Source organism: Rathayibacter sp. VKM Ac-2835, from assembly GCF_013266705.1.
In the GTDB taxonomy this organism is placed as follows: domain Bacteria; phylum Actinomycetota; class Actinomycetes; order Actinomycetales; family Microbacteriaceae; genus Rathayibacter.
Genome location: NZ_JABSNQ010000001.1, coordinates 1 through 18,681 on the forward strand (window position 1 = coordinate 1; position 18,681 = coordinate 18,681).

The window sequence follows — 18,681 nt, forward strand, 5'->3', positions numbered from 1 at the left end:
GTCCCCGGCATCCGGGCCGAGGTGCGGCTCACCCTCGCAGCGCCCACCGCCGTCGGCCTCGACGATGCTGCCGCGGAACTCGACGGCTACGGACCCGTCCCCGCGGACATCGCTCGCGAGCTGATCCGCACCGCCGCGTCCTTCACCCGGGTGCTCACCGACCCCGACACCGGCGCCGTCGTCTCCGTCGGCCGCACCTGGCGTGTCCCACCACCCCAGATGCGCCTCCACCTGCAGCTGCGCGATCAGACCTGCCGCTTCCCCGGCTGCACCCGCCCCGCCGCGACCAGCGAAGCCGACCACGCCCTCGAGTGGCGCAACGGCGGCGAGACCTCCCTCGAGAACCTCGTCTCGCTCTGCACCTCGCACCACCACGTCCGGCACGGCGACCAGTGGAGCTACAAACCGGTCGACGACCACGGCGTGCTCGAGTGGACGACTCCCACCGGCCGCCGGATCAGCACTCGACCACCCCCGCTCCCCGGGCGCCCGCCGGACCCTCCACCGGGACCGCGCTTCGACACTGTTCCCGCGCAGTTCTGACGGAGGGCGGATCTCGAGGCGCCCGCTCCGCGGGCTGCTCGATCAGCAGGGAGCGCCGAACCTCACGGAGGTGTCCCCCTCCCTGCTGGTCGCGTAGCTCGCAGCAGCACCGTGATCGGATCAGGACAGGCCTCGATCCGATCGGGACACCCGACCGCGACCCGCGCCGCGAGGCTGGATCCATGACCGACACCACAGTCCCCCTCCCTTCCGATCTCCCCTCCGACGACCGCCTCGCCGGCCGCACCGCCCTCGTCACCGGCTCCTCGAGCGGACTCGGCGAGGCCATCGCACACCGGCTCGCCTCGTCCGGTGCGCACGTGCTCGTGCACGGCCGCGACCGCGCGCGCACCGAGGCCGTCGCGCGGGCCATCACCGCGGCCGGCGGCACCGCCTCCGTACTCGTCGCCGACCTCGGCGGCACTCCCGACGCCACCCGCGCCGTCGCCGCCGAGGCGCTGCGCCTGCTCGGCGGCCGGATCGACGTCCTCGTCAACAACGCCGGCGTCTTCCCCGTCGGCCCCACCGCCGAGCTGAGCGACGCGGACGTCGACGCGCTGCTCGTCACCAACATCCGGGTCCCGCACCAGCTCGTCGGAGCGATCGCGCCGACGATGGCGGAGCGCGGCGCCGGCGTGATCATCAACATCACCTCGTGGATGGCGCGGGTCGGCACCCTCGGCACCGCGCTCTACCCGGCGACCAAGGCGGCACTCGATCATCTGACCCGCGCGTGGGCGGCCGAGTACGGCGCCGACGGCGTGCGCGTCGTCGCGGTCGCCCCCGGCGCGACGCTCACCCCCGGCAACGAGCACGCCTCGGCGATCCTCGACGCGATGACGGCGCCGACCCCCGCCGGGCGCCCCGGCCGCCCGGACGAGATCGCGCAGGCCGTGCGCTGGCTCGCCACCGACGAGGCGTCCTACGTGCACGGCACGACACTGCTGGTCGACGGCGGGATCGTCGGCGCGCGGCGCTGATCCCCGGGCCCCGCAGAGCCGCGGCTCAGTCGATCTGCACCAGCCGCCCCGGGTGCAGCGCGGCGTCGGCGGCCGGGGTGGTCTCGTAGGCACGGCGGTAGTCGCGGCCGAAGTGCGACGCACTCGCGTAGCCGACGGCCGCCGCCGCGCCCGCGGCCGTCTCGCCGCGCACGAGCAGCAGGCGACGCGCCTCGCCCAGCCGCAGCCGGCGCAGGTAGCCGAGCGGCGACATCCCGGTCAGCTCGCGGAACCGCCGGGTCAGCGTCGGCACGCTCGTGCGCGCCTCCGCGGCCAGGGCATCGAGCGTCCAGCCGTGCGCCAGCGAGGCGGTCATCGCGTCGACGGCGCGGGTCACCGGCGACGAGCGGACGGCGGACGACGCCGCCAGCAGGCGCGGCGCCTGATCGCTCTGCAGCAGGCGCAGCACCAGCTCGCGCGACACCGCCGGCCCGAGCACCGGGATCTCCTCCGGCGCGTCGAGGAGCCGGAACAGCCGGTGCAGCGCGTCGGCGAGCTCCGCGGTGATCGTGCCGATCCGCTCGGGCACCGCCTCGGCCGGACGGTGCGCGACCAGCCCCGCGACCTCGGCGACGAGCACCGGGTCCAGGTGCCAGTTCGCCGAGACGAAGTCGCCCTGCTCGCCGGTCTCGACGACGGCGGCGATCACCGGAAGGTCGACCGGCGTGATCAGGAACCGGCCGGCTCCCCACTGCTCGTCGGAGTCGCCGACGATCGAGCGCTTGCGGCCGGAGAGCACGAGGCTCAGCGTCGGCGGGAAGCGCGTGTAGACCAGCGAGGTCGGCGCCGTGACCCGGTGCAGTCGGAGGTCCAGCGCGGCGGCGCGCTCCGGGTGCTCGAGGTGCCGCCGGGCGAGGTCGGCGGTCGCGGCGAGGTGCTCCTGAGCGAGGTGCTCCTGAGCGAGGCGCTGCTGAACGGCGGCGCTCACGGGCGCGGCAGCGCGGCCAGCGCGAGCTCGCCGATCTCGGCGACGCGCTCGGGGCTCCCGCCGTCGCGGGCCCGCGTCGACATCCCGCCGAGCACCGCGACGACGAAGGCGGCCGTGCGGGCGGCATCGGTGCCGGCCGGCACATCGCCCTCGGCGATCCCCCGCTCGATGCGCGCGGCGATGCCGTCCTCCATGCCGCGCCGCCGCTCCGCCAGCCGCGGCTCGCTGAGGACGAAGCAGCCGGACGGCGTGCCCGGGTCGGAGTAGCCCGCGGCGCTCGAGCGGACGACCGCGGCCACCGCCTCCCACGCCGTCGGCGCGTCGAGCAGCCGGGCGAGCGTCGCCTCCGCGGTGTCGGAGTAGCAGGTCGCCGCCGCACGGAACAGCTCGTCCTTGTCGCCGAACGCCGCGTAGAGGCTCGGCGCCGAGATGCCGATCTCGCGGGTGAGCACGGCGACGGTCGTCTCGTCGTAGCCGTCGCTCCAGAAGCGGCGCATCGCCGTGTCGAGCGCCTCGTCGCGGTCGAAGCCCCGGGGTCGTCCTGCCATTCGCCGATTCTATAACAGTCGCTACGGAACGTGCTAGCGTGCGTCGCACCAGTTCTCTATCGACCATTACAGAAAGGCACCACCATGCAGATCCAGGACTCCGTCGTGCTCGTGACCGGCGCCAACCGCGGGATCGGCGCCGAGTTCGTCCGGCAGCTGACGGCCCGCGGCGCCCGCACCGTCTACGCCGCGGCGCGCGACGTCTCGACGATCGAGGCCGCGCCGGGTGTCGTGCCGATCGCCCTCGACGTGACCGACCAGGCGCGCATCGCCGAGCTCGCGGCGACCCTCGGCGACGTCTCGATCGTCGTCAACAACGCCGGCATCGCCCCCACGGTCGACTTCATCGACGGCGACCTCGACGAGATCCGCCGCACCGTCGAGACCAACGCCTTCGCGCCGCTGATGCTCGCGCGCGCCTTCGCCGGGAGCCTCGGCCGCGCCGGCGGCGGCGCCGTGCTGAACGTGCTCTCCGTGTCCGCCTTCGTCTCGTTCCCGGGCTCGGAGTCGTACTCGATGTCCAAAGCGGCGGCCTGGAGCGTCACCGACGGCCTGCGCCTGGCCCTCGCCGCGCAGGGCACCCAGGTGCTCGGGCTGCACATGGGCCTCGTCGACACCGACATGGCCTCCTGGTCGGACGCTCCGAAGTCGAGCCCCGAGGCGATCGTGACGGCCGCCCTCGACGGTCTCGAGAGCGGCGCCACCGAGGTCCTCGCCGACGACACCGCCCGCGCGGTCAAGCCGGGCCTCGCCCTCGACCCCGGCGAGCGGTACGCGGAGGTGCTCGCCGCCACCCGCTGACTCGACCCGTCCTGCTGGTTCCCGGACTGCGGCACTATGGTGGGGCTGTAGACGCGGATGCGGAGATGGCCCTGCTTCGCGCACGCCGGAAGGTCTGCCCATGCCACTCCCCCGCACCGCCACCGCGGTCCTCGCCGCCGGCGCCGCGGTCCTCGCGCTCGCGGGCTGCTCCGCATCCGCCGCGGCGCCCGCGGCCACAGGCTCCCCCGGCGCGCTGTCCGGCTCGATCACCGTCTTCGCGGCCGCGTCGCTCAAGGGCACGTTCACCGAGATCGCGGCGGCCTTCGAGGCCGAGCACCCGGGCACCGCGATCGAGCTGACCTTCGCCGGATCGTCGGACCTCGTGACCCAGATCAGCAACGGCGCCCCCGCCGACGTCTTCGCCTCGGCCGACGAGAAGAACATGGCGAAGCTCGCCGACGCCGACCTCATCGCCGGCGATCCCGTCGACTTCGCGACCAACACCCTCGAGATCGCGGTTCCCCCGGGCAACCCCGCGGGCGTCACCGGCTTCGCCGACCTCGCCCGCGACGGCGTGACGACGGTGGTCTGCGCGCCCCAGGTCCCCTGCGGTGCGGCGGCCACCGCCGTCGAGACCGCGACGGGCGTCGACCTCCGGCCGGTCAGCGAGGAGTCGTCCGTCACCGACGTCCTCGGCAAGGTCACCTCGGGTGAGGCCGACGCCGGTCTGGTCTACGTCACCGACGTCGCGGCCGCCGGCGACGCGGTGACCGGGATCGCGTTCCCCGAGTCGGCGCAGGCCGTGAACACCTACCCGATCGCCCCGGTCGCCGGCTCGGCGAACCCGGACCTCGCCGCCGCCTTCACCGCCTCCGTCGCCGGCGCCGAGGGCCGCGCCGTCTTCGCCGCCGCCGGATTCGGAGCACCCGGATCCGGAGCACCCGAACCAGGAGCACCCTGACCATGCCGCAGATCCGCATCAGGAACGCCGCCGCCTACCTCGGCGTCAGCGACGACACCGTCCGCCGCTGGATCGAGAACGGCACGCTGGCGAGCAGCAAGGACGCGTCCGGCCGCAGCGTCGTCGCGGGGCTGGACCTCGCCCGCCTCGCACGGCAGAACGCGATCCTCCCCGTCGACCCCAGCGAGGTGGGCCGCTCGGCGCGCAACCGCTTCGTCGGCATCGTCACCGAGGTCGTCTCCGACACCGTGATGGCCCAGGTCGAGCTGCAGTGCGGACCCCACCGCGTCGTCTCGCTGATGTCCGCCGAGGCCGTCCGCGAGCTCGGCCTCGAGCCCGGCACGCCCGCGGTGGCGATCGTCAAGGCGACGATGGTCGTGGTGGAGACGCCGAACGGCAAGGCGTGACGCGCTCGCCCGTGACCCGGTCAGCCGTGACCCGCTCCGCCGTGACCCGGTCCGCCGCGACCCGGTCCGCCGGAGTCCCCCGCTGGGTCGTCGCCGTCGCGGTCGTCGGCGGCGCCTTCGTCCTGCTGCCGCTGGTCGGCGTCCTGACCCGCGTCGACTGGGCCGGCTTCGTGCCGCTGGTCACCTCCGACTCCTCGATCGCGGCGCTCCTGCTGAGCCTGCGCACCGCCGCGGCAGCGACCCTGCTCTGCGTCGTCATCGGCGTGCCGATGGCGCTGACGCTCGCCCGGACCTCCTTCCCCGGCCAGGGGCTCGTGCGCGCGCTCGTGCTGCTGCCGCTCGTGCTGCCGCCGGTCGTCGGCGGCATCGCCCTGCTCTACACCTTCGGCCGGCTGGGCCTGCTCGGCGGCACCCTCGAGGCGCTCGGGATCCGGATCGCGTTCTCGACCACCGCGGTGGTCCTCGCGCAGACCTTCGTGGCGCTGCCGTTCCTGGTGCTCAGCCTGGAGGGAGCGCTCCGCTCGGCCGGCGACCGCTACGAGAGCGTCGCCGCGACCCTCGGCGCGCGACCCTCGACCGTGCTGCGCCGGGTCACGCTGCCGCTCATCCTGCCCGGGCTGCTCTCCGGCGCGATCCTCTCCTTCGCCCGCGCCCTCGGCGAGTTCGGCGCGACGCTCACCTTCGCCGGCAGCCTGCAGGGCGTGACGCGCACGCTCCCGCTCGAGATCTACCTGCAGCGCGAGACCGACCCGGACGCCGCGGTCGCCCTCTCGCTGGTGCTGGTCGTCGTCGCGGTCCTCGTGATCGGACTCGCGCACCGCGGGCCGCGCGCCGCCCGGGCGGAGGCGCGCCCGTGACGCTCGAGATCGACGCGCGGCTGCACGCCCGCGGCGTCGACGTCGCGCTGCGGGTCGAGGCGGGGACGACCACGGCGGTCCTCGGGCCGAACGGCGCGGGGAAGTCCACGCTCGTCGAGCTGCTCGCCGGGCTGCTCCGCGCCGACGAGGGCCGGGCGACCCTGGCCGGAGCGACCCTGTTCGACTCCGCCCGCCGCCTGCACCTGCCGCCGCACCGCCGCCGGATCGCCCTGCTCGCCCAGGACCCGCTGCTCTTCCCGCACCTCAGCGTGCTCGACAACGTCGCCTTCGGCCCGCGCAGCACCGGCGCCGGCCGCTCGGCCTCGATGGAGACCGCGCGCACCTGGCTCGACGCGGTCGACGCGGCGGAGCTGGCCGACCGCCGGCCGGCGCAGCTCTCGGGCGGGCAGGCGCAGCGGGTGGCGCTCGCCCGCGCCCTCGCGCCGAGCCCGGAGCTGCTGCTGCTCGACGAGCCGATGGCGGCGCTCGACGTCTCGGTCGCGCCGCTGCTGCGGCGGATGCTGCGCCGCGTGCTGCCGGGGCGGACCACGATCCTGATCACCCACGACGTGCTCGACGCCTACACGCTCGCCGACCGCGTCGTGGTGCTGCACGGCGGACGGGTCATCGAGGACGGCCCGACCCACGAGGTGCTGGAGCGGCCGCAGAGCCCGTTCACGGCCGAGCTGGCCGCGCTCAACCTGCTCGTCGGCACCGCGACCGGCACCGGGCTGCGCACGGACGACGGCGTCGAGCTCAGGGGGACGGGCTCCGTCGCCGCCGGTGCACGGGCGGCGGCCGCCTTCCGCCCGGCCTCGGTCACCGTGGCGCCGGTCTCCGCGGGAGCACCCGGCGCGAACCGCGTCCGTGCCCGCATCCGCGATCTGGAGCGGCGCGGCGACCTGGTCCGGGTCCGCGCCGCCGGCATCGCGGCCGACCTCTCCCCCGCCCAGCTCGCGGCCCTCGGCGCGGGCCTCGGCGACGAGGTCGACTTCGCGGTCGTTCCGGAGGCGGTCGCGCTCTACCCGGCGCATCCCGCCCCGCGCGCAGGGTAGTCCTCCGCACCGCGTCCGAGAAGGGCCCCCTCGCGGAGAGCCGACCGCGGGTAGCTTTCACGCATGGCGCAGCGCAGCGAGACCAGGCCGGTGCCGTCGACGGCGATCGACGTCACCGTCAACGGCGAGCCGAGGGCGGTCGAGGTCGACAACCGCACCGCCCTCCTCGATCTGCTCCGGGAGCGGCTCGATCTCATCGGCTCCAAGAAGGGCTGCGACCACGGCCAGTGCGGCGCCTGCACCGTGCTGCTCGACGGGCGCCGGACCAACAGCTGCCTCGTCCTCGCCGTCTCGGTCGACGGCCGCGAGGTCACCACGATCGAGGGCCTGGCCGACGGCGACGCGCTGCACCCTGTGCAGACCGCCTTCCTCGAGCGCGACGCCTACCAGTGCGGCTACTGCACCCCGGGGCAGATCTGCTCGGTGGTCGGCATGCTCGCCGAGGCGCGCGAGGGCATGCCCAGCCACGTCACCGCCGAGCTCGACGCCGACGACGTCGTGCTCGACGACGAGGAGGTGCGCGAGCGGATGAGCGGCAACCTCTGCCGCTGCGGCGCCTACGCGAACATCGTGCCCGCCGTCCACGACGCCCAGGCGCACGTCGGCACCTGCACGCACCCGAGCGAGACGGAGACCGCGCGATGAGGACCTTCGAGTACCAGCGGGCCGGCGACGTCGCCGACGCCGTCCGCCTGCTCGCCGCCTCGCCCGAGGCGAAGCCGCTCGCCGGCGGCACCAACCTCGTCGACCTGATGAAGCTCGGCGTCGAGCGCCCGGCCGCGCTCGTCGACGTCAGCCGGGTCGACTTCGGCGGTGTCGAGGAGACGCCCGACGGCGGACTCCTGATCGGCGCGGGAGTCGCGAACAGCGACCTCGCCGCGCACCCGCTCGTCCGCCGCCGCTACCCGGCCCTCAGCCGCGCCCTGCTCGCCGGCGCCTCCGGCCAGCTGCGCAACCAGGCGTCGACCGGCGGCAACCTGCTCCAGCGCACCCGCTGCACCTCCTTCACCGACGTCTCGAAGCCGTGCAACAAGCGCGAGCCGGGCTCCGGCTGCTCCGCGCTCGAGGGCGTCTCCCGCGAACTGGCGATCCTCGGCATCGCCACCGACGCGGACTCGGCGCACGTCTGCATCGCGACGCACCCCGGCGACATGGCGGTCGCGCTCACCGCGCTCGACGCCGTGATCCGCTTCGAGACCGTCGACGGGCCGGCCGCCCTGCCGATCACCGAGTTCTTCCGCCTCCCCGGCGAGCACCCCGAGCGCGACACGAACCTGCCGGCCGGCGCCCTCATCACCGCCGTCGAGCTGCCGCCGCTCCCGTTCGCGGCGACCTCGACCTACCGCAAGTCCCGCGACCGCCGCTCCTACGCCTTCGCCCTCGGCTCGGTCGCCGCGGCCCTCGACGTCACCGACGGCACGGTCACCGACGTCCGCCTCGCCCTGGGCGCGGTCGCGCACGCGCCCTGGCGCGCCGGGATCGCCGAGGACCTGCTGCGCGGCGGCCCCGCGACCGTCGCAGCCTTCACCCGGGCGGCGGAGGCGGAGCTCGCCGCGGCGACGCCGACCGAGCAGAACGCCTTCAAGGTCCCGCTGCTCACGCGGCTGATCGTCGGCGTCCTGGCCGAGCTCGCCGGAGTCGACGAGGAGGCGGCGGCATGACCGCGCTCGGAGCTCCTCTCGCCCGCCTCGAGGGCCGGGACAAGGTCACCGGAGCCGCGCGCTACGCGTTCGAGCACTCGCCAGAAGGACTGCTGCACGCCTGGCCGGTGCAGTCGGCCGTCGCCACGGGCATGGTGAAGCGGATCGACGTCGACGCCGTGCTCGCGCTGCCCGGCGTGCACTCCGTGATCACGCCCGACTCCGCGCTGCCGCTCCAGGACGCGGGCGACGGCGAGCTGCAGGTGCTGCAGTCGCACGCGGTGGCCTACCGCGGCCAGGTGATCGCGCTCGTCCTCGCCGACACGCTCGAGAACGCCCGCGAGGCCGCTGCCGCCCTCCGCGTCGAGTACGTCGACTCCGGGACCGACGTCGTGCTCACCGAGGACCAGCCGAAGCTCTACGCCCCGGAGCAGGTCAACGCCGGCTTCCCGACCGACAGCTCGGACGGCGACGTCGAGGCCGCGATCGCGGCGGCGGCCGTCTCGATCGACGCGCGCTACTCCACCCCGGCGCTGTTCAACTCGCCGATGGAGCCGCACGCCTCGGTGGTCACCTGGGCGGACGGGCGCCTCGACGTGCTCGACTCCTCGCAGGGCACGAGCTCGGTCCAGTCGACCCTGGCGACGCTGTTCTCGCTCGATCCCGCCGCGATCCGGGTGCGCAGCGAGCACGTCGGCGGCGGCTTCGGCTCGAAGGGCTCGCCGCGGCCGAACGTCGTCCTCGCCACGATGGCGGCGATCATCACGGGACGGCCGATCAAGATCGCCTACACCCGGCAGATGATGTTCGCGCTGGCCGGCTACCGCACACCGACGATCTCGCACGTGCGGCTCGCGGCCGACACGGAGGGGCGGCTCACCGCGATCGCGCACGAGGCCTTCTCGCACACCTCCACGATCCAGGAGTTCGCCGAGCAGACCGGCGAGGCGACTCGCCACCTCTACGCGGCGCCGAACCGCCTGGTCACCCACCGCGTCGCGGCGCTCGACGTGCCGACTCCCCGATGGATGCGCGCGCCCGGCGAGTGCCCCGGGATGTACGCCCTCGAGTCGGCGATGGACGAGCTCGCGGTCGCCGCCGGGATCGACCCGATCGAGCTGCGGGTGCGCAACGAGCCCGACGTCGACCCCGACTCGGGCTCGCCGTTCTCGAGCCGGCACTACCTCGAGTGCTTCCGCCGGGGAGCGGACCTGTTCGGCTGGCACGAGCGCGATCCACGCGCCGGCGTCGACCGCCGAGGACGCTGGCTGGTCGGCACCGGGGTCGCCGGCGCCACCTACCCCGTGCTCACCTCGCCGAGCGGGGCGCGCGCCACCGCCCTCCCGGGCGGCCACTTCGTGATCGCGGTCAACGCGACCGACATCGGCCAGGGCGCCCGCACGGTGCTCACCCAGATCGCCGCCGACGCGCTCGACGTGCCGGTCGACCGGATCGAGATCGTCATCGCCGACAGCGCGCTGCCGCAGGGACCGGTCGCGGGCGGCTCCTCGGGCACCGGCTCCTGGGGCTGGGCCGTCACCAAGGCCTGCCACCGCCTGCTCGCCCTGCTGGGCGACGGGCAGCCGCTGCCGCCGGAGGGGCTCGAGGTCGTCGTCGACACCACGGAGGACGTCGCCGGGATGGGCGAGTACGCCCGCTACGCCTACGGCGCGCACTTCGTCGAGGCGCGGGTCGACCTCGACTCCGGCGAGATCCAGGTGCCGCGGATGCTCGGCGTCTTCGCGGCCGGCCGCATCCTCAATCCGCGCACGGCCCGGTCGCAGTTCCTCGGCGGCATGACCATGGGACTGTCGATGGCGCTGCACGAGCACGGCGCCCTCGATCCGCTGCTCGGCGACTACGCCAACCACGACTTCGCGACCTACCACGTGGCGGCGAACGCCGACGTGCTCGACCTGCGGGCGGAGTGGCTGGACGAGGAGGATCCGCACCTCGCGCCGATGGGCGGCAAGGGCATCGGCGAGATCGGGAACGTCGGCACCGCGGCGGCCGTCGCGAACGCCGTCTTCCACGCCACGGGCGTCCGCGTCCGCGACCTCCCGGTGCAGCCCGACGCGCTCCTCGCGGCGCTGCCGCCGCGCTTCTGACGGCGGATCGAGACCCGCCCTTCCTCATGCGGTCGGCGGACGTGCCGGCGACGACGGACGGAAGCCCGGCAGCCGGCCGAAGGCCTGGACGACGGCCGTCGCGGCGAACGGGAGGACCGCCGCCGCGGCGAGGAGCCCGAGCACTGGAGCGCTCGTCGCGAGCGCCAGCAGCAGGAGCAGCACCGCGGCCAGCATCAGGGTGCAGAGCGGCCGCGCGAGCAGCAGCAGCGCCGTCGTCCGCAGCTGCCAGCGCGTCCGCTCCGCGAAGTGCGCCCGCACGATCCAGAACTCGACCGCGAACAGCGCGAAGAGGACGGTCACGACGAGCAGCACCCCGGTGGCCGCGACGCCGACGGCGTCGACCTCGAGGCCGCCCAGGATCCGGTGGTCGGCCCAGAGCAGCGCGCCGACACCGAGCAGGACGGCGCCGGGGAGGTTGGCCCGCGGGAACTCGTCGCTCCAGGAGCGCGCGAACGTCGAGACGGTGCGCCGGAGCGACCACGGTCCGTCGGCGTCGAGCAGCCGGGCGCGGTACACGGCGTGCGCGGCGGCGACGGACGGGAAGAACCCCGCGACCACCGCGCCGCGCAGGGTGAAGACGAGCATCGCCGCCGAGACCACCAGGACGAGCAGCACCATCCGGCAGGCCGCCTCGTAGCGCTCGGCGAGCGACGCCATCAGCCCTTCACCGCCCCGACCAGCACGCCCTTGGTGAAGTACCTCTGCAGGAACGGGTAGAGCACGAGCAGCGGCAGGGTCGACACGATGATCACGCCGTACTTGATCTGATCGGCCGTCTCCTGCAACTGCTGCGCGGACTGGCCGCCGCTGCCGCCCTGGCCGGCGACCGACTGGTTCGCCAGGAGGATGCTCTGCAGGATGTTCTGCAGCGGCAGGAGCGAGGCGTCCCGGACGAAGACGAGCCCGGTGAAGTAGTCGTTCCAGTGCCCGACGAAGTAGTACAGCCCGATCACGGCGACGATCGCCGCCGACAGCGGGAGGACGATCCGCAGGAAGAAGCCGAGGTAGGTCACGCCGTCGATGCGGGCGGCGTCGTGCAGCTCCTCGGGGATCGAGGTCTCGAAGAACGACCGCGCGATGATCAGGTTGAAGACGCTGAGCGCGCCGGGGAGGACGAACACCCACATCGAGTTCAGCAGCCCGAGGTCCCGGTAGAGCAGGTAGTTCGGGATCAGCCCGCCCGAGAAGAACAGCGTGACCGCGAACGCCAGCAGCAGCACCCGCCGCGGCCGGAACTCGGGGCGCGAGAGGGCGAACGCGGCCGGGATCGTGACGAGCAGGTTGAGCGCCGTCCCGACGACGGCGTAGACGATGGAGTTGCGGTAGCCGTTCCAGATGCGCTCGTCCTGGAGCAGGCGCTCGTAGCCCGAGAGCCGGAAGCCCTCGGGGATCAGCGTGAGCCGGCCGGAGGAGACCGCCGCCGGATCGGAGAACGACGCGACGACGATGAACCACAGCGGGTACAGCACCGCGAGCACGACGACCGCGATCAGCAGGCCGGCGACGACGTCGATCAGCCGGTCCAGCGGGCGCTTCGGCACCGATCGGCGTCGACGGCGGGGCGGGAGCGGCGCCCGGCCACCGGTCCCGGGCGCGGCCGTCACGATGCTGAGCGTGTCGGGTGCAGAGGTCATGGGTCTTCTCTCCCTCGGTGTCCACGGGTCCCAGCGCTGCTCGGAAGGCCCGCGCTCGGAGGGCCCGCGCTCGTCAGAAGACACTGGAGCCCGTTGCGCGCTTGGCGAGGTGGTTGGCCAGGATCAGCAGGGCGAAGTTGATCACCGTGTTGAAGAGGCCGATGGCGGTCGAGTAGGAGAACTGGTTGCTCAGGATGCCGATCTTGTAGGTGTAGGTCGCGATGACCTCCGACGACGACAGATTGAGCGCGTTCTGCATCAGGTAGACCTTCTCGAAGCCGACGCTCAGCACCGAGCCCATGTTGAGGATGAGCAGGATCGCCGCGGTCGGCAGGATCGTGGGGATGTCGACGTAGCGGATCAGCCGCAGCCGCCCGGCGCCGTCGATCCGCGCCGCCTCGTAGAGCGAGGTGTCGACGGTCGAGAGCGCGGCGAGGTAGATGATCGCGTTCCAGCCGCAGTGCTGCCAGACCTCGCTGATCCAGTAGATCGTCGAGAACGCGTCCGGCTCGGCGAGCAGGTTCTGTCCCGGGAGGAACCGGCCGAGGATCCCGTTCTCCGGCCGCAGGAAGATGCTGATCATCGCGACGATCACCACCACCGAGATGAAGTGCGGCATGTAGGTGATCGTCTGCACGAAGCTCTTCAGCCGCCCGGCGCCGATCTGGTTGATCAGCAGCGCCAGCACGATCGGGGCGATGAAGCCCATGGCGAGCGTCCAGAGGCTGATCTGCACCGTGTTCAGCACGATCGTCGAGAAGAGCGGCGACTCGAAGAACTGGACGAAGTAGTCGAGGCCGACCCACTCGCCGCCGCTCAGTCCCAGGGCCGGCACGTACGTCCGGAACGCGAGCTGCAGTCCGTAGAGCGGCACGTAGGCGAAGACGACGGTGAACAGCAGTGCCGGCAGGACCATCAGCCAGAGCTGCCACTGGTGGCGGACGCTGCGGAGGGCGGCGACCGGGGCGGCGACCGGGGCGGGAGCCGTCCGCGTCATGAGGCGGCAGTGGCGAGGTCGTAGGCCTTCTGCCAGAGCTCGACGTTCTGGTCGAGCCCGATCGACGTCAACTGGGAGACGTACTCGTCCCACTCCTCGTCGACGCCGCCCTCCGCGATCCACTGCGAGGTCTTCTGCATGGCGTAGTTGAGGACGGCGGTGTCGTTGTTGGCGACGATCGTCGCGTCCTCCGCGGAGAGGCGCACGTAGTCGGGCATCACGTCGCGCACGTGGTCGTAGTGGGAGTACTGCTCGGCGTAGACGTCGTCGACCTCGCGGAGGTCGTCCCGGTTCCAGTCGCCGTTCAGCGTCACCGAGTCGGGGATCCAGCCGGCCAGTCGATCGGCGAGCGCGGGGTCGCGGCCGTCGGCGACCGCCGCGCGGTACGCCTCGGTGACCGTGTAGGTGCTGTCGCCGTCGTCGGTCACGTACTCGGGGATCGACCCGGTGAACTGCTGGATCGAGTACTTCTCGCTGTAGAGGGCGTCGACGACCTTCCACACGCACTCGTCGCCCGCCGCGGCGGCCGAGACGGCGAGCTTCCCGCCCTCGTACTCGTTGTCGGAGCCGTCCCAGACCACGTCCTGGGCCGGCCGGCTCGCGGAGTCGGCCGGCGCCGGCATCGCGACGTACTGGTCGCGGAGATCGCCGAAGTCGGCCAGCGACCAGCCGAAGATCAGCCCGGTGCGGGCGTTCCGCCCGTCGCCCTTCTGATCGGCGTAGTAGGCCGAGTCGTCCTTGGTGAGCGCGTCGGCGGGGACGAGCCCGGCCGCGAGCAGCTCGTGCAGGTAGCCGACGACCCGCCGGTACTCCTCCGAGACGAGGAAGCTGGACACCTCGCCATCGGAGACGCGGATCCCCTGCGAGGACGGGCCCTTGTTGAACGAGGTCACGACACCGGTCGAGTTGAGCAGCAGGAACGGGCTGTACCAGCCGAATCCGCCGGTGTCGAGGCGCCGGATGTTGAAGGGGATCTCGTCGGCCTGCCCGTTGCCGTTCGGGTCGCGCGTCCTGAACGCCTCGAGCACCGTCGTCAGCTCGTCCCACGTCCGCGGGATCTCGAGACCGAGCGCGTCGAGCCAGGCCCGGTTGATCATCATGTGCTGCCCGGACCCGGCGTAGCCGCTGCCGCGCGAGGAGGAGAGCGAGTGGATCTCGCCCTTCTCGTTCTCGACCAGCCTGCGCGCGTCGGGCTTCTCCTCGAAGAAGCGCTGCACGTTCGGCAGGTCGTCCAGGTGCAGCGCGATGTCCTCGAAGAGACCGGGATACTGCACCGCGTCGTTCGCGCCGACGGCGCGGAGGGCGATGTCGGGCACGTCCCCCGCCGCGAGCGACGGGTTCTTCTGCTGGTTCCACGCGGTGTCGTCGATCGTGTTCCAGTTCACGGTGCAGCCGGTCTCCGCCGCCAGCGCGGCCGCCCAGGCGGTCTCGCCGACCGGCACCTGCGCCGTGCTCTGCGCGATCAGGACGTCGACGGAGCCGTCGTCGGCCGTCGAGCCGCCGTCGGTGCAGGCGGTGAGCCCGGCCGTCGAAGCGAGGACGGTCGCTGCGGCGAGCGATCTCGTGATCAGTGGCGTCGTCTTCAGGGGCATGGCGTTCTTCTCCATCGAAGGGCGGGCGGATGTTCGGCGGGCGGGTGTCTACGATGGCCGTGACCGTTCACGTGAACGGTCACGGCCGTGAGTGCCCACACGCTAAGCTGGCGGCCGTCGGCATGTCAAGGCGCATGTCGCGAAAGCCGAGACCGTTGGCACCATCTGCGTGTTGCCATCACCGGATGATCCCGAAGGAGACGACCGTGGAGCGCTCCGACGTGCCGCCGCCCGCCCTCCCGCGCCCCGACGGGCTCGGCCGCCGTGCCACCATCCGGGACGTCGCCCGCGAGGCCGGCGTCTCGCGGCAGACCGTCACCCGCGCGATGAACGGGATGTCCGAGATCAGCGCAGCGACCCGCGAGCGCGTGCTCGCCGTGAGCGAGACCCTCGGCTACGTCCCGAGCCGCTTCGCCGCGAACATGGCGCGGCAGAAGAGCATCGCGGTCGGTCTCGTGATCACCTCGCTGCGGAACCCGTACTACACCGACCTCGCCGCCGAGCTGCTGGAGGAGTTCTCCGCTCGCGGCTGGCAGGTCGTCGTCGTCGCCGAGACGAACGAGTCCGAGCAGCAGATCGTGGCGGACCTCGCCACCCAGGTGGACGTCATCGTCGGCTACCTCGCCCGCGAGAGCCTGGAGTCGATCCGCCGGGCGGCGCGGGGAGTGCCGGTCCTGCTGATCGAGCGCGACGCCGAGCTGCCCGGCGTGCACGCGATCGCCGTGGACTTCGCGCCCGGGATGCGCGCGCTCGTGGACGGACTGCGCGAGCGCGGGGCGCGGCGCATCGGCATGATCGACCACGCCGACCCGGGCTACTACGCGCCGAGCATCCGTCGGCACCGGTTCGAGGAGTGCCTCGAGCCCGGCGAGGCCGTGCTGGTCACGGCCGGCGACGAGACGATCGCCGGTGGGGCCGACGCCTTCGGCGAGCTGATCGCCGCGCACCCCGACGTCGACGCCGTCATCGCGTTCAACGACATGATGGCGCTCGGCGCCCTGCAGCGCGCGAGCCGGCTCGGGCTGAGGGTGCCGCGCGACGTCCGCATCGCCGGCATCGACGGCCTGAGCCTGGGCGCGGCCATGCTCCCCAGCCTCACCTCGCTCACCATCGACCGCGCGCTGATCGCCCGCGCGGCCGCCTTCCGGCTGTCGGAGCTGCTCACCCCCGGTGGTGCGGGCGCCGCTGACCCGATGACGGTCGTCACGCCCTGGCCGGAGTGGCGGGACAGCGCATGACTCGGGACAGCGCATGACAGGACAGCGCATGACACCCGCGGCCGACGTCCCGCAGCGCCCCCGCGTCCGCGTCCTACCCGACGGCCGTCGGCGGGTCAACGCGGTCTTCCCGATCGGTTCGGCTCCGTACGCTGAGGACTCGGGCCTACGTGCCGAATACGACGACGGGGGAAGCATGCTGCAGGTGACGGTGTCCGAGCGGACGTACCTCCTCGCCGCGGACGCGACGATGGAGCGGACGAAGCAGGCCGTCCTCGAGGCGATGCGCGCCGCGCCCGCGTTCCTCTCTCTCCGCACGGTGCTCGGCGGGCAGGTCGAGGTGCTGCTGACCGCGACGAGCTCCGTCGTGCTCGAGCTGCACGACGAGGCTCCGCTCCCCACGGCGCCGCACGCGGACGGGGCGCCCGACTACGACGACCTCTACGGAGTGGACTACCTCTGACCCGAGGGAGTGGCGGAGGCCGGTCGTAGACTGGAGCGCACATGCGCAGACACAGCCTGACCCCTCGTCCAGACTGGCGTGCCCGGTGCGACGAGGTCGGCTTCAGCTTCTACGACCTCCCGTCCGAGGGCGGCCGGCCCTACTGGAACGAGTCCGCGGCCTACAGCTTCACGCCCGCCGAGATCGAGCTGCTCGAGACGGCGACGCAGGAGCTCTTCGACCGCTGCATGGACGCCTGCGAGCACGTCGTCCGCACCGGGCGCTTCGCCGAGTTCGGCATCCCGGAGCGCTTCCACGACCTCGTGCGCACCTCGTGGGAGGAGGACGACCCGACGGTCTACGGACGCTTCGACCTCGCCTACGACGGCGACCGCACGGTGTCGCTGCTGGAGTTCAACGCCGACACCCCGACCTCGCTCGTCGAGACGGCCGCCGCGCAGTGGCAGTGGCTCGAGCAGACGCGCGGGCCCGAGGCCGACCAGTTCAACAGCCTGCACGAGCAGCTCGTCGAGCAGTGGCGGCACCTCCGGGTCGACCGCTGGCGCCTGGACGAGGGCGCGCGGCTGCACCTCGCCTCGCTGCACGACTCCGGCGACGGCGAGCTGATCGTCGAGGACGCGGACACCGTCGCCTACATGGCCGAGACCGCGGCGCAGGCGGGCTTCGACCCGAAGCTGATCTTCGTGGAGGACATCCGCTACGAGCTCGACGGCGCCGGCTTCCTCGACGCCGACGGCGAGCCGATCCGGCGGATCTTCAAGCTCTACCCGTGGGAGTGGATGCTCGGCGAGCAGTTCGGCGGGCTCCTGCTCGACCGGCGCGAGCGCACCCGCTGGGTCGAGCCGGCCTGGAAGCTGCTGCTCAGCAACAAGCAGCTGCTCGTGATGCTCTGGGAGCTGTTCCCGGGCCACCCGAACCTCCTCCCCGCCTCCGTCGAGCCGCTGGTCGGCACCGCGCAGGTGCGCAAGCCCCGGCTCGGCCGGGAGGGCGCGAACGTCACGATCCTCGACGCGGACGGCTCGGTCGTCGCGGAGAACGGCGGCGCGTACGGCGAGGAGGGCTTCATCCACCAGTCCCTCGCCGACCTGGCCCGCATCGACGGGCGGACGGTCGTGATCGGCAGCTGGATCGTCGGCGAGACGCCGGCCGGCATCGACGTCCGCGAGACCGGCGGGCCGATCACCGGCGACCTCGCGGAGTTCGTGCCGCACTTCATCGACGAGCCCGCCTTCGGCCACGCCGAGCACAGCCGGCCCCAGGACGGCCGGCCCCAGGACGCGCGCGAGAACCGCCCGCAGGACGAGGAGATCCGATGACCGCCCCCGACGACCGGCCTCAGGACGCCCCGTCCGACTCCGCCGGCGACGCCACCGGCACCACCCGCACCGCGCGGCGCCGCTCGGGCGACGTCGGCATCAGCGGCATCGCCTCGAAGCGGCGCGGCCTCGTCATCGGCGGCGTCGTCGCCGTCGGCGTCCTCGGTCTGGCGGCCGCGCTGAACTCCGCGAACCCCTCCACCGACGGCGTCGTCACCACCGGGGCCGACGGCCAGGACTACGTCATCCCGGAGAACGCCGAGCGCCCGGTGTACTCGAGCCGCGAGGACTGCCTCGCCGACGTCCGCGAGCAGATCGCGCAGCTCCAGGCCCAGGGCGAGGAGGTCGGCGACGATCCGGAGCAGCTCTGCGAGGCGACGGACGAGTACCGCGGTCACTACGCCGGCGGCTACTGGATCGGCCCGCTGATCTTCGCGTCGTCGCGCTGGAACTCGACCCGGGCGACGAGCTGGGCGCCGGTCACGACGGGCGGCTTCGCGGCTCGAGGACCGACGCAGCCCGACGTGGTGCAGAAGGCGCCCGCCGGATCCACGGTCGGCTCGAAGGCGACCCTCGCCGGCGGCTTCGGCGGCACGGGCAAGTCCGGCTTCGGCTCGACCGTCGGCGGCTGAGC

General features: G+C 73.1%; 20 protein-coding genes. 14 read left to right on the top strand and 6 right to left on the bottom strand.

Annotated elements, in window-relative coordinates; translation table 11 throughout:
• Together HRK28_RS00005 and HRK28_RS00010 are read left to right on the top strand one after the other, a co-directional pair.
• On the top strand, positions 1-543 hold a 543-nt coding region (locus HRK28_RS00005), incomplete at its 5' end, for an HNH endonuclease signature motif containing protein (protein ID WP_173249928.1).
• Positions 544-725: 182 nt separating this feature from the next.
• Positions 726-1,523 (top strand): SDR family NAD(P)-dependent oxidoreductase, encoded by a 798-nt coding sequence (locus HRK28_RS00010; RefSeq protein ID WP_173249930.1) that lies wholly within the window; start codon positions 726-728, stop codon positions 1,521-1,523.
• Between the two features lie 25 nt (positions 1,524-1,548).
• Here the strand turns inward: HRK28_RS00010 and HRK28_RS00015 are convergent, their stop codons facing one another.
• Together HRK28_RS00015 and HRK28_RS00020 are read right to left on the bottom strand one after the other, a co-directional pair.
• The gene (locus HRK28_RS00015) at positions 1,549-2,469 is read right to left on the bottom strand and encodes an AraC family transcriptional regulator (RefSeq protein ID WP_160089317.1); all 921 of its coding nucleotides are present in this window, start codon (positions 2,467-2,469) and stop codon (positions 1,549-1,551) included.
• Positions 2,466-3,017, bottom strand: coding sequence for a TetR/AcrR family transcriptional regulator (locus HRK28_RS00020; protein WP_160089315.1), 552 nt, complete (start codon positions 3,015-3,017; stop codon positions 2,466-2,468). Before HRK28_RS00020 ends, HRK28_RS00015 begins: the two co-directional genes overlap by 4 nt.
• 84 nt (positions 3,018-3,101) lie before the next feature.
• Here HRK28_RS00020 and HRK28_RS00025 point away from each other — a divergent pair, with 84 nt between their 5' ends.
• From HRK28_RS00025 to HRK28_RS00060, 8 genes are all read left to right on the top strand, one after another.
• Complete coding sequence (locus HRK28_RS00025; RefSeq protein ID WP_173249932.1) at positions 3,102-3,818, top strand: SDR family oxidoreductase; 717 nt, start codon at positions 3,102-3,104, stop codon at positions 3,816-3,818.
• 100 nt (positions 3,819-3,918) lie between these two features.
• Entirely contained in the window at positions 3,919-4,740 is an 822-nt protein-coding gene (gene modA, locus HRK28_RS00030; protein WP_160089311.1) for a molybdate ABC transporter substrate-binding protein, read from the top strand.
• 2 nt (positions 4,741-4,742) lie between these two features.
• Positions 4,743-5,147 carry a molybdopterin-binding protein gene (locus tag HRK28_RS00035; RefSeq protein ID WP_173249934.1) on the top strand — a complete coding sequence of 135 codons (405 nt, stop codon included), beginning with the start codon at positions 4,743-4,745 and terminating at the stop codon, positions 5,145-5,147.
• 11 nt (positions 5,148-5,158) lie between these two features.
• A complete protein-coding gene (locus HRK28_RS00040; RefSeq protein ID WP_367948302.1) occupies positions 5,159-6,004 on the top strand; it encodes an ABC transporter permease in 846 nt (281 codons plus the stop codon).
• Positions 6,001-7,059 (top strand): ABC transporter ATP-binding protein, encoded by a 1,059-nt coding sequence (locus HRK28_RS00045; RefSeq protein ID WP_173249936.1) that lies wholly within the window; start codon positions 6,001-6,003, stop codon positions 7,057-7,059. The genes HRK28_RS00040 and HRK28_RS00045 overlap by 4 nt, the downstream gene beginning before the upstream one ends.
• A 63-nt stretch (positions 7,060-7,122) precedes the next feature.
• On the top strand, positions 7,123-7,704 hold the full coding sequence (locus tag HRK28_RS00050) for a 2Fe-2S iron-sulfur cluster-binding protein (protein ID WP_173249938.1): 582 nt from the start codon (positions 7,123-7,125) through the stop codon (positions 7,702-7,704).
• Positions 7,701-8,720 carry a xanthine dehydrogenase family protein subunit M gene (locus HRK28_RS00055; protein WP_173249940.1) on the top strand — a complete coding sequence of 340 codons (1,020 nt, stop codon included), beginning with the start codon at positions 7,701-7,703 and terminating at the stop codon, positions 8,718-8,720. The genes HRK28_RS00050 and HRK28_RS00055 overlap by 4 nt, the downstream gene beginning before the upstream one ends.
• Positions 8,717-10,807, top strand: a complete 2,091-nt coding sequence (locus HRK28_RS00060) for a xanthine dehydrogenase family protein molybdopterin-binding subunit (RefSeq protein ID WP_173249942.1) — start codon at positions 8,717-8,719, stop codon at positions 10,805-10,807. Before HRK28_RS00055 ends, HRK28_RS00060 begins: the two co-directional genes overlap by 4 nt.
• 24 nt (positions 10,808-10,831) lie before the next feature.
• Here the strand turns inward: HRK28_RS00060 and HRK28_RS00065 are convergent, their stop codons facing one another.
• The 4 genes from HRK28_RS00065 to HRK28_RS00080 form a co-directional block, all read right to left on the bottom strand.
• Positions 10,832-11,485 carry a YesL family protein gene (locus HRK28_RS00065; protein WP_160089299.1) on the bottom strand — a complete coding sequence of 218 codons (654 nt, stop codon included), beginning with the start codon at positions 11,483-11,485 and terminating at the stop codon, positions 10,832-10,834.
• Positions 11,485-12,462, bottom strand: a complete 978-nt coding sequence (locus tag HRK28_RS00070; protein ID WP_160089297.1) for a carbohydrate ABC transporter permease — start codon at positions 12,460-12,462, stop codon at positions 11,485-11,487. Before HRK28_RS00070 ends, HRK28_RS00065 begins: the two co-directional genes overlap by 1 nt.
• Before the next feature lie 73 nt (positions 12,463-12,535).
• Entirely contained in the window at positions 12,536-13,459 is a 924-nt protein-coding gene (locus HRK28_RS00075) for a sugar ABC transporter permease (protein WP_160089295.1), read from the bottom strand.
• Complete coding sequence (locus HRK28_RS00080; protein ID WP_173249944.1) at positions 13,456-15,051, bottom strand: extracellular solute-binding protein; 1,596 nt, start codon at positions 15,049-15,051, stop codon at positions 13,456-13,458. The genes HRK28_RS00075 and HRK28_RS00080 overlap by 4 nt, the downstream gene beginning before the upstream one ends.
• A 206-nt stretch (positions 15,052-15,257) precedes the next feature.
• Here HRK28_RS00080 and HRK28_RS00085 point away from each other — a divergent pair, with 206 nt between their 5' ends.
• The 4 genes from HRK28_RS00085 to HRK28_RS00100 all read left to right on the top strand — a co-directional run bounded on the left by HRK28_RS00085 (position 15,258) and on the right by HRK28_RS00100 (position 18,679).
• Entirely contained in the window at positions 15,258-16,289 is a 1,032-nt protein-coding gene (locus HRK28_RS00085; protein ID WP_173249946.1) for a LacI family DNA-binding transcriptional regulator, read from the top strand.
• Positions 16,290-16,473: 184 nt separating this feature from the next.
• The gene (locus HRK28_RS00090) at positions 16,474-16,731 is read left to right on the top strand and encodes a hypothetical protein (protein ID WP_173249948.1); all 258 of its coding nucleotides are present in this window, start codon (positions 16,474-16,476) and stop codon (positions 16,729-16,731) included.
• A gap of 41 nt (positions 16,732-16,772) precedes the next feature.
• Positions 16,773-18,047 (top strand): glutathionylspermidine synthase family protein, encoded by a 1,275-nt coding sequence (locus tag HRK28_RS00095; protein WP_173249949.1) that lies wholly within the window; start codon positions 16,773-16,775, stop codon positions 18,045-18,047.
• Entirely contained in the window at positions 18,044-18,679 is a 636-nt protein-coding gene (locus HRK28_RS00100) for a hypothetical protein (protein WP_173249951.1), read from the top strand. Before HRK28_RS00095 ends, HRK28_RS00100 begins: the two co-directional genes overlap by 4 nt.
• Positions 18,680-18,681 lie beyond the last annotated feature (2 nt).